Here is a 16,072-nt window from a genome sequence, read left to right on the forward strand (position 1 = left end):
GTCTGTCGCAAGATCGGGGAGCCGCGTGAGATCGCCGGTCGAGGCGGCATTGCGTTCGCGCCGGGCTCTGCCTATCTTTCGATCGTCCGAGGGGTGTCTTGCAGGGGCGGGACTGAGACGGCACGAGCCGAACCCTTCGAACCTGATCCGGGTCATGCCGGCGAAGGGACGGGACCGTTGATGTTGAACCGCTACCCTCTTTTCCATAGTTGCTCACGGTCCGTTGCAGCCGGCGTTGGCGGCTGACGCCATGCGGGTCATCGTCGTAGGAGCCGGCGTCGCCGGGCTTGTGACCGCGGTCCAACTTGCCGAGCGCGGCGCGTCGGTCGACGTGGTGGATCGCGGCGCTTACCTTGGGGCGGCATCTTGTTCCTGGTTCGCCGGAGGCATGCTGGCGCCGTGGTGCGAGGCCGAAAGCGCCGAACCCGCTGTGACCCATCTCGGCCGGATGGCGCTCGATTGGTGGCCGGCCCATATCGCCGGCACTGTGGCTTTAGGCACGCTCGTGGTAGCGCCTCCGCGCGATACGGCCGAACTGTCTCGCTTTTCGAAACGCACCACCGATTTCGAGTGGCTGGATCAGGACGCGGTCGCGCGCTTGGAGCCGGATCTCGACGGGAGGTTTCGCAAGGCTCTGTTCTTTCCACGGGAGGCGCATCTCGACCCGCGCCGCGCCTTGGTGGCTCTTGCGGCTCGTCTCGAGCAAATGGGCGTGCGGATCAGCTTCGATCGCGATGTGTCGATCCCGGATCTCGACGCGGATCGGATCGTCGACTGCCGGGGCTTCGCGGCGGCGGCAGACCTGCCCGACCTCAGGGGCGTGAAAGGCGAGATGGTCGTGATCCGCACGCACGAGATCAAGCTGCATCGGCCGATCCGAATGCTGCACCCGCGGATCCCGCTCTACATCGTGCCGCGCCAGGATGGCTTGTTCATGATCGGCGCGACCTCGATCGAAAGCGCCGATCGCAGCCGCATCACGGCGCGGTCGATGATCGAGTTGCTCAGCGCCGCCTATGCGCTGCATCCTGCTTTCGGCGAGGCCGAAGTCGTCGAGATTGGCACCGATGTGCGGCCAGCCTTTCCCGACAATTTGCCGGCTATACGTCGAGACGGGAAGATCGTCAGGCTGAATGGCCTCTATCGCCATGGATTTTTACTGTCGCCGGCCTTCGCCCGCATGGCGGCCGATGCTGTGTTCGAGGAGACTGATGGTGCAGATCATGTTGAACGGTGAGGCGACGGATCTTGCGGCCGATACGTTGGAACAGGCGTTGCAGCAATTAGATCTTGGCAAAGCCGTGGTTGCTACCGCGCTGAACGGGGATTTCGTTCCGGCACGGCTCCGGAGTGTAACCGCCCTTCGTCAGGGGGATCGCATCGAGATCGTCGCGCCGATGCAGGGAGGATAACGATGTTCTATGGGGTCGAACCAAAATCCCGTTTCCTGCTCGGGACCGCGCAATATCCCTCGCCGGCAATTCTGTCCGACGCCGTTCGTGCATCGCAGGCCGAGATCGTCACGGTGTCGTTGCGGCGTGAGTCGGCGGCCGGGCGAGCCGGTCAGGCGTTCTGGACGTTGATCCGCGATCTCGGCCTTCGCGTTTTGCCAAATACGGCCGGGTGTCACTCGGTCAAGGAAGCGGTGACGACCGCCCATATGGCGCGGGAGGTGTTCGATACGCCGTGGATCAAGCTCGAGGTGATCGGTGAGGCCGATACGCTTCAGCCGGACGTTTTCGGCCTGGTCGAGGCAGCGCGAATCTTGTGCGGCGAGGGCTTTGAGGTGTTCCCCTACTGCACGGAAGACCTTGGCGTCGCCGAACGTTTGGTCGAGGCGGGCTGCCGGGTGCTGATGCCATGGGGCGCGCCGATCGGATCCGGCTTGGGCCTCAACAACCCGTTCGGCCTCCGAACCCTGCGGGCGCATTTTCCAGACATTCCGTTGGTGGTCGATGCGGGCCTCGGCTTGCCGTCGCAAGCGGCGGCCGCAATGGAACTGGGCTACGACGCCATCCTACTGAACACGGCTGTGGCCAAAGCCGGTGATCCCGTCGCAATGGCGCTCGCATTCGCCAAAGCGATCGAAGCGGGACGTCTGGCCTTCGAGGCTGGCCCGATGGAAACGCGAGATATGGCGGCCCCCTCGACTCCCGTGCTCGGGCAGGCGGTGCTGGCATGATGCTGGACCGATTCTACCCCGTTGTCGGCGATGCCGAATGGGTGAGGCGGGTGCTCGCGGCAGGTGCACGGCTCGTGCAATTGCGGATAAAACATCAGGATACGGAACAGCAGGTCGTTCAGGCGAGACAGGCTCGCGACCTCTGCGCTGCTGCTGGCGCGACGCTCGTGCTGAATGATTTTTGGGAACTCGCCATCACGGAAGGCATCGGCGTCGTTCATCTCGGGCAGGGCGACCTCGTCGATGCTGACCTTGCGGCTCTGCATCGCGCCGGCATCAAGGTAGGGCTGAGCACGCATGATGATGACGAGCTTGATCGGGCGCTTTCGGCACGGCCGGATTATGTTGCGCTCGGCCCCATCTACCCGACGACCCTCAAGGTCATGCCATGGGCCCCGCAAGGGCTCGATCGCATCGGCATCTGGAAGCAGCGGATTGGTTCGGTGCCGCTCGTCGCGATCGGCGGGATCACACTCGACCGTGTCGCGCCCGTTCTGATGGCCGGCGCCGATAGCGTCGCTGTTGTGACTGATGTCGTGAAGGCCGATGATCCTGAGGGTCGGATCAAAGCCTGGGTCGCGGCGACACGCGCCACGGCGTAAGCCGCTCAGTCGATCCACAGACCGCGCGAGCGGTGCCACTCCTCGATCGACTGTTCCGGATAGCGTGCGAAGGTCTGATCCTTTGGGCCGATAAAGGCGTCGACCCACTCCGGTTTGAAGTCGAGCATGAGGTGCACTTTCTCAAGCGCTTTCGGGAGGGGCGTGTCGATGACGGCTGCCAGGGGATGGATCAGGTCTGGCCAATTCTCATCGTAGAGCCACAAAGCGGATCCGCATGTAGAACAGAAGCTTCGCTCGCCTGAGCTGATCTCGACCGCACCGTCATCCTGCTCGATCTCGGCCCGATAGACCGCAATGGCATCCTGGCCAGTCACCTCGAGGCTGTCGGCTACGCCCATGATGTTGATCGCGAAGCCACCGCCCCCCGTCGTCTTTCGGCAGATCGAGCAGTAGCATAGCTGGTAGGGCACGGGCGTATTGCTGTCCAAGCTGAACCTGACTGTGCCACAACGACAGGATCCTTGAAGTTTCATCGGCATGGGAGCTTCATCTCGATGGCGTGGTTTCGATTTCGGAACGCATTCGACCTCTGATAGCATGGAGCGGTCCGCCAGCATCGTAAAGCGACCGCAACGGAAGCGGACCGGGTAGCCCGGCCCATTTGACACACCGCTCCGCCATCGCGATGCCGGACGATCGAGCGAGGGCCGAACGCCGCAATTTAGCCCGGTCCGACCGAGAAAGCCTTTGCGGTGCTGGCCGCCCGGAGGCCGCGTCGAAAATGGATTTGGAATGACGACCCTCGACCTCGACACTGTCCGGCAGCCGGCCGAGCCTCTCCCGCGCTACGACCTCGTCCAGCGCGGCTTTCACTGGAGCATGGCCGTCATCATCATCGCAGCCATGTTGATCGGCCTCTACTGCGCCTATCAGCCGCCCGGCCAAGCGACGCGACGCTTCCTGTTGGAGTGGCACAAGTCGCTCGGCTTGACGGCGTTAGTCCTGATCGTGCTGCGGATTGCTTACCGGCTCGCCAAGGCGGCTCCGCCTTATCTGGACCGGTTGGGGCGTCTCAATCATGCGGCGGCGTCCGCTGCCCATCTCGGCCTCTATGCGCTGATGCTGTTCATGCCGCTCAGCGGCTATTGGAATTCGGCGGCGGGCGGCTACTCGCTACCGTTTTTCTGGCTGTTCCAGTGGCCGCGGATCGTGCCGGTCGACAAGGCGGCGTCTCACGTTGCCGAGGAGCTGCACCTCTGGGGCGCCTGGGCGATCTATGGCGTGGTGGGGCTGCATGTCGCGGCCGCGCTGTGGCATCATTTCATCAAGCGCGATCATGTCCTTGACCGGATGTTGCCCCGTTCCCGGTGACGGCATCGCTTTCGGTTCGAGCAGGGCGCGTCGAAGCTCGGCCGTTTATCAGATGTCGTATGTCAACGAGTCAGATTGCAGGTTGCCGAGAGCCCGCATCTCGGCGAGTGATCGGTTGTCGAGCACGCGGGCCGTCGCGTCGCGCACTTCCATCATCATGCGGCGAACCGTACAGGTGGCTTCATCGGTGCAGTCGAGACACCGCCGATAGTATTTCCGGCTGGCACAATCGATCGGCGCAAGTGGTCCATCGAGAATACGCACGATCTCGCCCACGCTGATTTCGCTTGGCGGTTTCGCGAGCGCGTAGCCACCGCCCTTGCCCTTCTTCGAGACGACGAGACCCGCGACGCGAAGCTCCCCCAAAATCGCATCGAGAAACTTTTTGGAAATCGAGTTTTCGTTGGCGATGAAGGTGACGAGTTCCGGTTGACCCGGCTTACAGCCCGCGAGATGCACCATGGCCTTCAGACCATATTTTCCCTTCATGGTCAGCATGAAGAGAACTCTGGCGCGGGACAGTCGTTCGGTAAGGGCCAGTCGAACTGCCCCAGGAAATCATCGTGCGCCATGGCGGGATTATGTGCCGCGCCCGCTTGGTGTACAAGGCTTGCCAAACAGAATGACGGCCCTGAAGCGGTGAGGCCGTCTTGTATAACGATCAGTCGAGACCCATCACCAGGAGCACACCAATGGACAGGACAACGACCGCTGGTCTGAGCGTCGCGAACGAGCTTTACGCTTTCCTCGACGCGAAGGTGCTGCCCGGATTGGGCGTTCAAGCGGCTCAGTTCTGGACAGGTTTCGCGAGCTTGATCAAGGCGCTGGCGCCCCGCAATCGTGAGCTGCTTGCGGTTCGCGATGACCTGCAGGCGCGGATCGATGCCTATCATCGGGACGGTAAGGCAATGCAGGGCGAAGCCTATCTCGGGTTCTTGCGGGAGATCGGCTATCTGCTGCCCGAGGTGACCGATCAAGCGATCAGCACCTCCAATGTCGATGACGAGATCGCCCGCATGGCCGGGCCGCAGCTCGTCGTTCCGATGTCGAACGCCCGCTATGCCTTGAATGCCGCCAATGCCCGGTGGGGTAGCCTCTACGATGCGCTCTATGGCACGGATGCGATCCCCGACGAGGGTGATGCCGCGCGTGGCAAAGGGTTCAACCATGCGCGGGCCGCCAAAGTGGTCGACGCCGTCAAGGCGTTCCTCGACAAGGCCCTTCCTCTGGAGCAAGGCTCCCACACGCAGGTGATCGGCTACTCGGTCGTCGATGGGTCGCTGAAAGCAGATCTGGCCAAGGGCTTGGCTCCGGTCGGCCAAAAGAACCCGACGGCCTTCGTTGGCTATCGCGGCGCGGCACCCGCGCCCGAGGCCGTGCTTCTGGTTCACAATGGCTTGCATGTCGAACTCACGATCGATCGAACCCATGCGGTTGGTCGGTCCGATCCCTCCGGTCTTGCCGATGTGGTTCTCGAAGCCGCCGTCAGCACCATCGTCGACATGGAGGACAGCGTTGCCGTGGTCGATGCCGCCGACAAGACCGCGATCTACACAAATTGGCTCGGCCTGATGGACGGCACGCTTTCGGCCACCTTCAAGAAAGGTGGCGAGACGCTGACACGGCACCTCAACAAGGACCGGGTCTATACGGCACCGGACGGCACCGGCGAGGTGCGCTTGCCTGGTCGCAGCCTGATGCTGATCCGCAATGTCGGCCATCACATGTATACGGACGCGGTGCTGGACGAGACCGGTCAGGAGATCCCGGAAGGCTTTCTCGATGCGGTCGTCAGCGTTTTGATCGCCAAGCGCAATCTCGATGCACCGGCCGACATTCGCAACAGCCGCAAAGGCTCGATCTATATCGTCAAGCCCAAGATGCACGGACCGGACGAGGTGGCGTTCGCGAACCAACTGTTCGGGGCGGTCGAGGATCTCGTCGGTCTGCCGCGCAACACGATCAAGATCGGCATCATGGACGAGGAGCGCCGCACCTCGATCAACCTCAAGGCTTGCATTGCGGCCGCGGCCGAGCGAGTCGTTTTCATCAACACCGGCTTCCTCGACCGGACCGGTGACGAGATTCACACCTCGATGCTGGCCGGGCCAGTCGTCCGCAAGAACGACATGAAGAACATGGGCTGGATCAAAGCCTACGAGGACTCGAACGTCGATAATGGCATCGCGATGGGGCTCGTCGGCCACGCGCAGATCGGCAAGGGCATGTGGGCCGCACCGGACCGAATGGCCGATATGCTGGTGCAGAAGGTCGCCCATCCGAAGTCTGGCGCCACGACGGCTTGGGTGCCCTCACCGACCGCCGCCACGCTGCACGCGATGCACTACCACGAGGTCGACGTGGCGGCTCGGCAAGCCGAGGTTGCGACCCGTCCCCGCACGCCTGTCGACGCCATTTTGACGATCCCCGTCTCGCAATCGAATTGGGCGCCGGAGGATGTGCAGCAGGAACTCGACAACAATCTGCAGGGAATCCTGGGCTATGTGGTGCGCTGGATCGACCAGGGCATCGGCTGTTCCAAGGTGCCGGACATTCACGATGTCGGGCTGATGGAGGACCGCGCGACGCTCCGCATCTCCAGCCAACACGTCGCTAATTGGTTGCAGCACGGCATCGTCAACGAGGCACAGGTCAACGAGACCCTGCAGCGGATGGCCGCCGTCGTCGATCGTCAGAATGCCGACGATCCTCTCTATCGGCCGATGGCACCCGGCTTCGACGGCGAGGCCTTCGCGGCCGCCCGTGACCTCGTGTTCAAGGGACGCGAGCAGCCGAACGGCTACACCGAATGGGTGCTGCATGCGCGTCGGCGCGCCGCCAAGCAGAAGGGCGCGGTCTCGGCCGAGGGCTAGTCGGCCTCGTCGTCAAACCTGGGTTCCAACACTTTGGACCAAAAATCACGCAAAGTGTTGGAACTTGGTGGGTCGCACGAGCGCGACCAATTTGGATGCCACGCGCCCGCGCGTCGCTGACCTCAGGTCTGCCCGGGTCGCAGCTTGTAGAAGACGTGATGACCGATCACGTCCATTCTCTTCAGGCGCGAGGCCCAGAATGGCCGGACGTATTTGGCGTGATAGTGGGTTGCACCGCCGACGTCCGACACATAGGCGCTCCCCTCGGTGACTTCATGCGCCACGCGGACCGCCTGAGCCCAGGCGTCGGTCTCGGTGATCCGCAGAGCCCGGCCTTCGCACGCGAAGGAGAACTGGCACGCATTGTGACGCTGTTGGTTCTGGAACACGACGCCGCAGACCGATTGCGGATAAAGCCCGCTGCTGACCCGGTTGAGTACGACTTGAGCGACGGCCGCCTGACCTTCCTCGGGTTCGCTTCTGGCTTCGAAGTAAATCGCCTCGGCCAGACATTTCTGTTCGCTGGAGGCTTTGGTCGAATCGATCAACGCCGCATAGTCCGGATGCGCGGGTGTGATACCGACCACGGTCGTGTTGCCGGTGACGACACCTTGCGGCCCGCGTGAGAATTTCGGCAATGCCGCGATCTCGACCGGGGTCGAGTCGCTTTCGACCGGCGTGGTCGAATCGAGCGCCAGGGCGCGCGCCACCGTCGGGGTCGAGCCATCCTGCATATGCGGCGTTGTCGCACCCGAGCCTTGCTGTGGCGACGCGTCGGACGAGGATGGCGTGGTCGTCAGCGTCTTGCCGTCCGGCATAGGCACAAAAGTGGCGACACTCTCGGGGCCGGGGGCGGGACCCGCGTTCGGCGTGAAACCCATCGGCTCTGCTTGCGGGTTCTCATCGGAGAACACGAGACTCGCGCCTCGGGCGGCCTGGAGAGAACCAGCCTTGCGAAGCTTGGCGTCGAAGGTCGGTCGCAATCCGACCGTCGGATCGCCTTTATGGCTGCGATCGACGCTCGGGAAGATCTTGGCTTGCGGTTTAAGCGCTGGGTTCGGGTCGATCTCATCGGCCGCCGCCTGAAACTCGGACGGATCGCCGATCACGAGCCGGGCTTGCTGCACGACCTGATCGCCCTTGGGAAGCTGAAAACGGAACGCCTCGCCTGCATCGCTGGACGGAACCAGAACCGCAGGAGCGGCGGCCGCATAGAGGCGGAACGATTGGCTTGCATCGACACGGGGATCCTGGCCGGCATCGGCCGCGTAGGACACGAGCATGACGAGCGCGGCGCACCAGGGCGCCACCGTGCCGCAGGCCCAGGCCATGCGGGAGCGGCGCTTGACCTTGGTGCGGACGCCGATGCGTGAGGGGACCATGCCGTACCTTCGCCGAAAACCCCAGGGAGGACGCACCTATGTTAGGCGCGGCTCCGATGCGGTGTCGGCCCAAGGGTTAATAACGCAACCGACCCTCGAGGCGAACCGCACCGGAATTGTGGTTATCGAGCTTTAGGCTTGATGGAAGGTTAACGTGAGCTTGGCCTTAAGCGCCTTCCTGGACGCGAATACCCAGCGCCGCATGGGCGGCGGCAAGGCGCGCGATCGGCACGCGGTATGGCGAGCAGGAGACATAATCGAGCCCGACCTTTTCACAGAAGGCGATCGAGGCTGGATCGCCGCCATGCTCACCGCAGATGCCGAGCTTGATGCCGGGGCGGGTAGCTCGACCCCGTTCTGCCGCGAGGCTGACGAGCTGCCCGACGCCCTCTTGGTCCAGCGTCACGAACGGGTCAGCCGGCAGGATGCCCTTGGCCGTGTAAGGGCCGAGGAACGAGGCCGCATCGTCGCGGGAGATGCCGAGCGTCGTCTGAGTCAGGTCATTCGTGCCAAACGAGAAAAACTCGGCGCTCTCTGCGATCTGGGCCGCCATCAAGGCAGCGCGCGGCAGTTCGATCATCGTGCCGATCTGGTAGGGAATCTTGACGCCGCTCTCCGTCTCGACCGCCTCTGCCATTGCGACGATGCGGGCTTTCGTCAGATCGAGTTCGGCCTTCGTCATCACCAGCGGCACCATGATTTCGGCCGTGACGGGCTGGCCGGTTTTCTTCTGCGCCAGGACCGCGCCCTCGAAGATCGCGCGGGCCTGCATCTCGGCGATTTCGGGAAACGCGATGGCGATGCGGACGCCGCGGAACCCGAGCATCGGGTTGAACTCGTGCAGTTCCTGCGCCCGGCGGCGCAGCTTCTCGGCACTGGTCCCCATAGCGGTCGCGACCTCCGCCATATCGGCATCGGTATGGGGTAAAAATTCATGCAGGGGCGGGTCGAGGAGGCGAATCGTGACCGGCAAGCCCGACATGATCTCGAACAGGTCGGCAAAATCCTGCCGCTGGATCGGCAGCAGTTTGGCGAGGGCCACGCGCCGCCCGGCCTCGTCATCGGCAAGGATCATCTCGCGCACCGATACGATCCGGTCCGCGTCGAAGAACATATGCTCGGTCCGGCAGAGCCCGATGCCCTCCGCCCCATATTTGCGCGCCGTTCGCGCATCGAGCGGTGTCTCGGCATTGGCCCGCACCTTCATGCGGCGCACGCCGTCGGCCCATTCCATGATGGTGGCGAAGTCGCCCGACAGTTCCGGCTCCAACATGTCGACCCGGCCTCTCAGCACCTGACCGGTGGAGCCGTCGATCGTGACGATGTCGCCCTTTTTAAGCACGACCCCGCCGCAGGTCAGCGTCTTGGCGGCGTAATCGACCCGGATCGACCCAGCGCCAGAGACGCAGGGCTTGCCCATGCCGCGCGCCACGACAGCCGCATGGGAGGTCATACCGCCGCGTGTCGTCAAGACGCCTTCGGCTGCGTGCATGCCGTGAATATCCTCCGGCGAGGTCTCGACCCGAACCAGCACGACCTTCCGGCCCGCGACCTTCAGGGCTTCGGCATCGTCCGAGTTGAACACGATTTCGCCCGACGCGGCTCCGGGGGAGGCCGGCAAGCCGGTCGCGATCAGGTCGCGCTTCGCCTTGGGATCGATGGTCGGATGGAGCAGTTGGTCGAGCGAGGCTGGGTCGATGCGTTTCACCGCCTCCTCGCGCGGGATCATGCCGGCCTGCGCCATATCGACCGCGATGCGGAGCGCCGCCTTGGCGGTGCGCTTGCCCGAGCGGGTCTGCAGCATCCACAACTTGCCGCGCTCGACCGTGAATTCGATATCTTGCATGTCGCGGTAATGCTGCTCGAGCAGCTGTGTCGTGCGGACGAAATCAGCGAAGACGGACGGCATCACCCGTTCCATCGAGGGTTTGTCCGAGGCGGCCGCGACCCGCGCCACCTCGGTGATATTCTGCGGCGTGCGGATGCCGGCCACGACATCTTCGCCCTGTGCATTGACCAGGAACTCACCATAAAGGGCGTTTTCGCCCGTTGAGGGGTTGCGCGTGAAGGCGACGCCGGTCGCCGAGGTCTCGCCCATGTTGCCGAACACCATGGCCTGAACCGTGACCGCTGTGCCCCAAGCTTCGGGGATGGTGTTGAGGCGGCGATAGGTGATGGCGCGGGCGTTCATCCAAGACGAGAAAACGGCCCCGATCGCACCCCAAAGCTGCTCGTGCGGATCTTGCGGGAACGGTTTGCCGGTTTCGACCGCCACTTTCGCTTTGTAGTCGGCGACCACGACGCGCCAATCGGCGGCCTGTAGATCGGTGTCGAGCATCGCGCCGCGACGCTCCTTGTGGTCCTCCAGAATGTCCTCGAAATGATGATGATCGAGATCGAGCACCACATTCGAATACATCTGGATGAAGCGGCGGTAGCTGTCATAGGCGAAGCGTTCGTCCCCCGACGATGTCGCGAGAGCCAGTACGGTTTCGTCGTTGAGGCCGAGGTTGAGCACGGTATCCATCATGCCCGGCATCGACGCGCGCGCGCCCGAGCGAACCGACACCAACAAGGGGTTGTCGGCATCGCCGAAGGTGCGTGACGCAAGCTGCCCGACATGTCCGAGTGCCGCTTCGATCTGCGGCTTCAGATCCTCGGGATAGGCACGCCCGTTGGCATAGAAGGCGGTGCAGACCTCGGTCGTCACCGTGAAGCCGGGCGGAACCGGTAAGCCCAAGCTCGACATTTCGGCGAGGTTGGCGCCTTTGCCGCCGAGCAGGTTGCGCATCCCGCTCTGGCCTTCGGCCTGGCCATCGCCGAACGTATAGACCCACTTCGCCATGCCGCGTCCCTTTGCCCTGCCTCACGCGGCAAGCGCGATCGCCCGCGCGCCGTCTTGCTTCCGACTGCTTGTCAGAGCGACCGACGATGACCGATACGGTAGCCGAAGATCATCCAAGTCAAACCGTAGAAGAGTAGGTCGATGCCAAGGAATGTGCCCAGCACCAGCACGCTGTTATTCGGCCAACCCGCCAGAATAAGCACACCGAGCAGCAACGTGACGGTGCCGGCAAGGATCACGGCGCCGCGTGAAGCGCTGCCGGTCATCTTGAAGCCGATATAGATGCGGAGCAGGCCGGTCGCGAACAGGCCCGCGCCGAGCAGGAGCGTGATGACCCCCGCCGCGACCTCGGGCAGAAGAATTGCGACGATGCCGGCGAGAATGTAGATGATTCCGGCCGCTTCCCACAAGAACATGCGTCCCCACGTGCGGGTCCGCATCCCAATGGCCACCTCGGCAAATCCGGCCATGACCATGAAGATGCCGATGAGAAGAACGGACGCGATGGTCGCGGTTTCGGTGAGCACCAGGGCGACGATGCCGAGGATCGCGCTAAACGCCCCGAAAGCGACGATCCACCCCCAGCGGTGGCGGATCCGCTCCGCCGCGGCCCCAAGGGAATGAGGCCCCGTTTCAAGCGAAGGTCGAGGCGGGATCATATTGCTCATGCGGCAGTTTATTCCTTCTCGCGTCGACACCGATGCATGCATGACATTGACGAAGACTGAATGTCACACACGGGAGTATTCGACCATGATTCACAAGAGGCAAACCATTCGGTTCGCAGATTATTTGCGTGTGGCATCGGTTTCGGTGTAGCTCGAAACCAATGTGCATGTTCTGTCGCAAATTCAACGTGAGTTTTCTATGACTGTCCAAACGCCGCTTCTCGATCGCGTTGCCACGCCGGATCTGCTGAGGCAATTGCCCGAGAGCGACCTGCGGCAGGTGGCGGACGAGTTGCGGGCCGAGACGATCAGTGCGGTTTCCGTCACAGGCGGGCATCTCGGTGCCGGCCTTGGCGTGATCGAGCTGACGGTGGCGTTGCACCACGTGTTCAACACCCCGGCCGACCGCATCATCTGGGATGTCGGGCATCAGGCCTATCCTCACAAGATTCTGACGGGACGTCGCGACCGCATCCGGACGTTGCGTCAGGGCGGCGGCCTCTCCGGCTTCACCAAGCGCAGCGAGAGCGAATATGATCCGTTCGGCGCCGCCCATTCCTCGACCTCCATCTCGGCAGGTCTCGGCATGGCGGTCGCGCGCGATCTCGCCGGTGGCAACAATAACGTCATCGCGGTCATCGGCGATGGGTCGATGTCGGCCGGTATGGCCTATGAGGCGATGAACAATGCGGGTGCGATGCGCTCGCGCCTGATCGTCATCCTCAACGATAACGATATGTCGATCGCGCCGCCGGTCGGCGCGATGTCGGCCTATCTGGCTCGGCTCGTCTCTGGCGGCATGTATCGGTCGCTGCGCGATTTCGGCAAACAACTCGCCAAGCACCTGCCGCAATTCATGTACGACAAGGCTCGGAAGACCGAGGAATATGCGCGCGCCTTCTTCACAGGCGGCACGATGTTCGAGGAACTCGGCTTCTTCTATGTCGGCCCGATCGACGGCCACAACCTCGACCATCTCCTGCCCGTCCTAAAGAATGTGCGTGACAGCGAGGCCGGCCCGGTCCTGATCCATGTCGTGACGCAAAAGGGGAAGGGCTATGCCCCGGCCGAGGCCGCGCCCGACAAGTATCATGCGGTGTCCACGTTCGACGTGATCGACGGCGCACAGGCCAAAGCCAAGCCGAATGCGCCGGCCTATCAACGCGTGTTCGGCGAGAGCCTGATCAAGGAAGCCACCAAGGACGACAAGGTCGTGGCGATCACGGCCGCCATGCCGTCCGGCACCGGACTCGATCTGTTCGGCCAAGCCTTTCCGACCCGCACCTTCGACGTCGGGATCGCAGAGCAACATGCCGTGACGTTTGCGGCCGGCATGGCCAGCGAAGGCTTTAAGCCCTTCTGCGCCATTTATTCGACCTTCTTGCAGCGCGCCTATGATCAGGTCGTGCATGACGTCTGCATCCAGAATCTGCCGGTGCGCTTTGCGCTTGATCGGGCGGGGCTGGTCGGTGCCGATGGCGCGACCCATGCCGGGTCGTTCGATCTCGCTTATCTCGGCTGCTTGCCCAACATGATGATCATGGCGGCAGCGGACGAATCCGAACTCGTCCACATGGTCGCGACCCAAGTGTCTTACGACCAGGGACCATCCGCCCTGCGCTACCCGCGCGGTGAAGGTGTCGGCATCGACATGCCCGAGGTCGGCATTCCGCTCGAGATCGGGAAGGGTCGCATCGTCCGTCACGGCAAGCAGATCGCAATCCTGTCGCTCGGGACCCGGCTGGCCGAAAGCCTCAAGGCCGCGGATCAATTGTCCAGCCTCGGCTTCTCGGCGACTGTGGCGGACGCTCGCTTCGCCAAACCGCTCGACCGTGATCTGGTGCGCCAACTTGCCACCAGCCATGACGTTCTGATCACAGTGGAAGAAGGATCGGTCGGCGGCTTTGGGTCTTTCGTGTTGCACGCCCTGTCGGAAGATGGCCTGCTCGACGGCAACCTGAAGGTTCGCACACTCGTGTTGCCCGACGTGTTCCAGGATCACGATAAGCCCGACCGCATGTATGCGGCTGCCGGACTCGACGCGAAAGCGATCGTCGCCAAGGCGCTCGACGCGATCGGTCATACGGCGATCGTCGCCACCAAGCCCGTCAAGCCGGTTCTGGCCCGGCGCGAGGGTTGAGCGCGACGGCTGAGGGAAGCCAAACCGCGATGTCGCAGCGAGCCGATGTCGCGATTGTTCAAGCCGGCTTGTTCGATAGCCGTGCAAAAGCCCGCGAGGCCATCGAGGCCGGGCTCGTCACCGTCAACGGCATCGTGATCACCAAGGTGGCGACGATGATCGGTGCCGATGCCGTCCTGGCCGCGACACCTGCTTATCCGTGGGTCTCGCGTGGCGGCGTGAAACTCGCGGCCGCGCTCGATCACTTCGGCTTTGATCCCTCCGGGCGCCGCTGCCTCGACGTCGGTGCTTCGACGGGTGGCTTCTCCCATGTGCTTCTGACGCGCGGTGCCGCCCACGTAACGGCGATCGATGTTGGGCGTGGACAGTTGCATCGGTCGCTGTCGACCGAGCCTCGACTTCATCACAGCGAGGGTCTGGACGCCCGCGATCTCGACGCGGATCTGCTCGGCGAACCGCCGACGCTCGTCGTCTGCGACGTCAGCTTCATTTCGTTACGGCTCGTTCTCCCGCATGTTCTCGCCCTTGCGGCCGAGCATGCGGACGTGGTGGCTCTCGTCAAACCGCAATTCGAGGCGGGCTTTGGTCGGGTCAAGAAAGGTGTCGTGCGCGACATCGCGATCCATGCGGAAGTCTGTGCCGAAATCGTCGCCCTTGTGACCGGACTAGGGTGGACGATGGTGGATGTGATCCCGTCTCCGATCGAGGGGCAGGACGGCAATCGCGAGTTCCTGCTGGGCGCAACGCGATGAACGCCGCCGTCACGCTCGATATCCTGCGGCTCGGCCAACGCGGCGAGGGTGTCGCTCAAGGTTTGACCAACTCCATCTTCGTGCCGGATGGGCTACCCGGCGAGCGCCTCGCAGCCGAGGTCGAGGGCGACCGGGGACGTATCCTGGAGATCCTCCGGCCCAGCCCCGATCGTATCGCGCCGATCTGCCCCTATTACGGGACGTGCGGCGGCTGTGCGATCCAGTCGCTCGCCCCGGCACCCTATGCGGAATGGAAGCGTGGTCTCGTCGCAACGGCCCTGTCGATGGCGCATGTCGATGCGGCCGTCGGGCCGACCGTCATGGCCCATGGGGCAGGCCGCCGCCGTGCGACGTTCCACGCTCGTGCCGCCAAGGCCGTCAACGTCCTCATCGAGACACCGCCGGCGGTCGGCTTCATGCAGGCGCGCCAGCACGACATCGTGGCCATCGCATTTTGCCCCATTCTTTCGCCCGACATGGCGGATGCACTCGATACATCCCGCTCGATCGCAACCGCTCTCGCCTCGACCGGCAAGCCGCTCGACATTCTCGTCACTGCGACGCAATCCGGGCTCGATATCGATCTGCGCGGCTGTGGGCCGCTCGACGATGCGACCACGGCGCGGCTCATCGCGGTTGGCGCGGCGCATCGTTGCGCTCGCATCTCGAACCACGGCGAGGTCGTGATCGAAAGCCGCGCGCCTCTCCTGACGATGGGACAGGCTTCGGTCTATCCACCGCCCGGCTCATTCCTTCAAGCCACCCAGTTGGGCGAGGATGTGCTTGCGGCGCAGGTTCTGGCAGGTGTTGGTGCTGCGCGGCGCGTGCTCGATCTCTTCAGCGGCATCGGTACATTCGCGCTCCGTCTCGCCGAGCGCGCCACCGTCCATGCGGTGGATCTCGAGGCCAAGCCGCTTGCGGCCTTGGCCAGGGCCGCGCGTCATTCGCCGTCGCTCCGGCCCGTCACCATCGAGACGCGCGATCTGTTTCGCCGGCCGCTCACGTCGGTAGACCTCGCGGCTTACGATGCGGTGGTGTTCGATCCGCCACGCGCGGGTGCGGCAGCGCAAGCCGAGCAGATTGCGGCTTCGGCGGTACCGACCGTCGTGGCCGTGTCGTGCAGTCCGGCGAGCTTCGCGCGCGACGCCGCGATTCTGATCGCCGGTGGATATCAGCTCGGCCCGGTCGTGCCGGTCGATCAATTCATCTATTCGGCCCATATCGAGCTTGTGGCTGCGTTCCGGAAACCAACCGTGAGCGCGAAGAAACGCCGGTCGCTGCTGTCCTGACCACAAC

14 protein-coding genes and 1 riboswitch are annotated in these 16,072 nt (G+C 63.6%); of the genes, 9 read left to right on the top strand and 5 right to left on the bottom strand.

Going from position 1 to position 16,072, the window contains the following annotated elements; translation table 11 throughout:
• The first annotated feature begins 79 nt into the window (after positions 1-79).
• Positions 80-187: riboswitch (TPP riboswitch) on the top strand.
• Positions 188-250: 63 nt separating this feature from the next.
• The 4 genes from thiO to LGH83_RS01765 are packed head-to-tail and all read left to right on the top strand — an operon-like array spanning position 251 to position 2,784.
• On the top strand, positions 251-1,237 hold the full coding sequence (gene thiO, locus LGH83_RS01750) for a glycine oxidase ThiO (protein ID WP_227400383.1): 987 nt from the start codon (positions 251-253) through the stop codon (positions 1,235-1,237).
• Positions 1,215-1,412, top strand: a complete 198-nt coding sequence (gene thiS / locus LGH83_RS01755) for a sulfur carrier protein ThiS (RefSeq protein ID WP_227401688.1) — start codon at positions 1,215-1,217, stop codon at positions 1,410-1,412. Before thiO ends, thiS begins: the two co-directional genes overlap by 23 nt.
• Positions 1,409-2,182, top strand: coding sequence for a thiazole synthase (locus tag LGH83_RS01760; RefSeq protein ID WP_131116125.1), 774 nt, complete (start codon positions 1,409-1,411; stop codon positions 2,180-2,182). The genes thiS and LGH83_RS01760 overlap by 4 nt, the downstream gene beginning before the upstream one ends.
• The gene (locus LGH83_RS01765) at positions 2,179-2,784 is read left to right on the top strand and encodes a thiamine phosphate synthase (RefSeq protein WP_227400384.1); all 606 of its coding nucleotides are present in this window, start codon (positions 2,179-2,181) and stop codon (positions 2,782-2,784) included. The genes LGH83_RS01760 and LGH83_RS01765 overlap by 4 nt, the downstream gene beginning before the upstream one ends.
• Before the next feature lie 5 nt (positions 2,785-2,789).
• On the opposite strand, the gene LGH83_RS01770 is transcribed toward LGH83_RS01765, so the two are convergent.
• Positions 2,790-3,284 (bottom strand): GFA family protein, encoded by a 495-nt coding sequence (locus LGH83_RS01770; RefSeq protein WP_227400385.1) that lies wholly within the window; start codon positions 3,282-3,284, stop codon positions 2,790-2,792.
• Positions 3,285-3,537: 253 nt separating this feature from the next.
• Between LGH83_RS01770 and LGH83_RS01775 the strand changes: the two genes are divergently transcribed.
• On the top strand, positions 3,538-4,116 hold the full coding sequence (locus LGH83_RS01775) for a cytochrome b (RefSeq protein ID WP_227400386.1): 579 nt from the start codon (positions 3,538-3,540) through the stop codon (positions 4,114-4,116).
• A 48-nt stretch (positions 4,117-4,164) separates the two neighbouring features.
• On the opposite strand, the gene LGH83_RS01780 is transcribed toward LGH83_RS01775, so the two are convergent.
• The gene (locus LGH83_RS01780; protein ID WP_131194137.1) at positions 4,165-4,614 is read right to left on the bottom strand and encodes an RrF2 family transcriptional regulator; all 450 of its coding nucleotides are present in this window, start codon (positions 4,612-4,614) and stop codon (positions 4,165-4,167) included.
• Between the two features lie 194 nt (positions 4,615-4,808).
• On the opposite strand from LGH83_RS01780, the gene LGH83_RS01785 reads away from it, so the two are divergent.
• Complete coding sequence (locus tag LGH83_RS01785; RefSeq protein WP_227400387.1) at positions 4,809-6,989, top strand: malate synthase G; 2,181 nt, start codon at positions 4,809-4,811, stop codon at positions 6,987-6,989.
• Positions 6,990-7,111: 122 nt separating this feature from the next.
• Here LGH83_RS01785 and LGH83_RS01790 read toward each other — a convergent pair whose 3' ends face one another.
• From LGH83_RS01790 to LGH83_RS01800, 3 genes are all read right to left on the bottom strand, one after another.
• A complete protein-coding gene (locus LGH83_RS01790) occupies positions 7,112-8,371 on the bottom strand; it encodes a cell wall hydrolase (protein ID WP_227400388.1) in 1,260 nt (419 codons plus the stop codon).
• Positions 8,372-8,537: 166 nt separating this feature from the next.
• Entirely contained in the window at positions 8,538-11,216 is a 2,679-nt protein-coding gene (gene ppdK, locus LGH83_RS01795; protein ID WP_227400389.1) for a pyruvate, phosphate dikinase, read from the bottom strand.
• Between the two features lie 71 nt (positions 11,217-11,287).
• Entirely contained in the window at positions 11,288-11,884 is a 597-nt protein-coding gene (locus tag LGH83_RS01800; RefSeq protein WP_227400390.1) for an HdeD family acid-resistance protein, read from the bottom strand.
• 199 nt (positions 11,885-12,083) lie between these two features.
• Here LGH83_RS01800 and dxs point away from each other — a divergent pair, with 199 nt between their 5' ends.
• Genes dxs through LGH83_RS01815 form a run of 3 tightly spaced genes read left to right on the top strand, consistent with a single transcriptional unit; the run spans position 12,084 to position 16,065 of the window.
• The gene (gene dxs / locus LGH83_RS01805) at positions 12,084-14,024 is read left to right on the top strand and encodes a 1-deoxy-D-xylulose-5-phosphate synthase (RefSeq protein WP_227400391.1); all 1,941 of its coding nucleotides are present in this window, start codon (positions 12,084-12,086) and stop codon (positions 14,022-14,024) included.
• Between the two features lie 29 nt (positions 14,025-14,053).
• Positions 14,054-14,776, top strand: a complete 723-nt coding sequence (locus LGH83_RS01810) for a TlyA family RNA methyltransferase (RefSeq protein ID WP_227400392.1) — start codon at positions 14,054-14,056, stop codon at positions 14,774-14,776.
• Positions 14,773-16,065, top strand: a complete 1,293-nt coding sequence (locus LGH83_RS01815) for a class I SAM-dependent RNA methyltransferase (RefSeq protein WP_227400393.1) — start codon at positions 14,773-14,775, stop codon at positions 16,063-16,065. Before LGH83_RS01810 ends, LGH83_RS01815 begins: the two co-directional genes overlap by 4 nt.
• The last annotated feature ends 7 nt before the right edge of the window (positions 16,066-16,072 follow it).

The sequence above is a fragment of the Lichenihabitans sp. PAMC28606 genome, from assembly GCF_020616535.1.
Classification (GTDB): domain Bacteria; phylum Pseudomonadota; class Alphaproteobacteria; order Rhizobiales; family Beijerinckiaceae; genus Lichenihabitans; species Lichenihabitans psoromatis.

What these genes read in the sequence shown, in the direction of transcription:
- thiO (WP_227400383.1), top strand. Translation starts at nt 251, where the DNA reads ATGCGGGTCATCGTCGTAGGAGCCGGCGTCGCCGGGCTTGTGACCGCG.
- LGH83_RS01765 (WP_227400384.1), top strand. Translation starts at nt 2,179, where the DNA reads ATGATGCTGGACCGATTCTACCCCGTTGTCGGCGATGCCGAATGGGTG.
- LGH83_RS01770 (WP_227400385.1), bottom strand. Translation starts at nt 3,284, where the DNA reads ATGCCGATGAAACTTCAAGGATCCTGTCGTTGTGGCACAGTCAGGTTC.
- LGH83_RS01775 (WP_227400386.1), top strand. Translation starts at nt 3,538, where the DNA reads ATGACGACCCTCGACCTCGACACTGTCCGGCAGCCGGCCGAGCCTCTC.
- LGH83_RS01780 (WP_131194137.1), bottom strand. Translation starts at nt 4,614, where the DNA reads ATGCTGACCATGAAGGGAAAATATGGTCTGAAGGCCATGGTGCATCTC.
- LGH83_RS01785 (WP_227400387.1), top strand. Translation starts at nt 4,809, where the DNA reads ATGGACAGGACAACGACCGCTGGTCTGAGCGTCGCGAACGAGCTTTAC.
- LGH83_RS01790 (WP_227400388.1), bottom strand. Translation starts at nt 8,371, where the DNA reads ATGGTCCCCTCACGCATCGGCGTCCGCACCAAGGTCAAGCGCCGCTCC.
- ppdK (WP_227400389.1), bottom strand. Translation starts at nt 11,216, where the DNA reads ATGGCGAAGTGGGTCTATACGTTCGGCGATGGCCAGGCCGAAGGCCAG.
- LGH83_RS01800 (WP_227400390.1), bottom strand. Translation starts at nt 11,884, where the DNA reads ATGAGCAATATGATCCCGCCTCGACCTTCGCTTGAAACGGGGCCTCAT.
- dxs (WP_227400391.1), top strand. Translation starts at nt 12,084, where the DNA reads ATGACTGTCCAAACGCCGCTTCTCGATCGCGTTGCCACGCCGGATCTG.
- LGH83_RS01810 (WP_227400392.1), top strand. Translation starts at nt 14,054, where the DNA reads ATGTCGCAGCGAGCCGATGTCGCGATTGTTCAAGCCGGCTTGTTCGAT.
- LGH83_RS01815 (WP_227400393.1), top strand. Translation starts at nt 14,773, where the DNA reads ATGAACGCCGCCGTCACGCTCGATATCCTGCGGCTCGGCCAACGCGGC.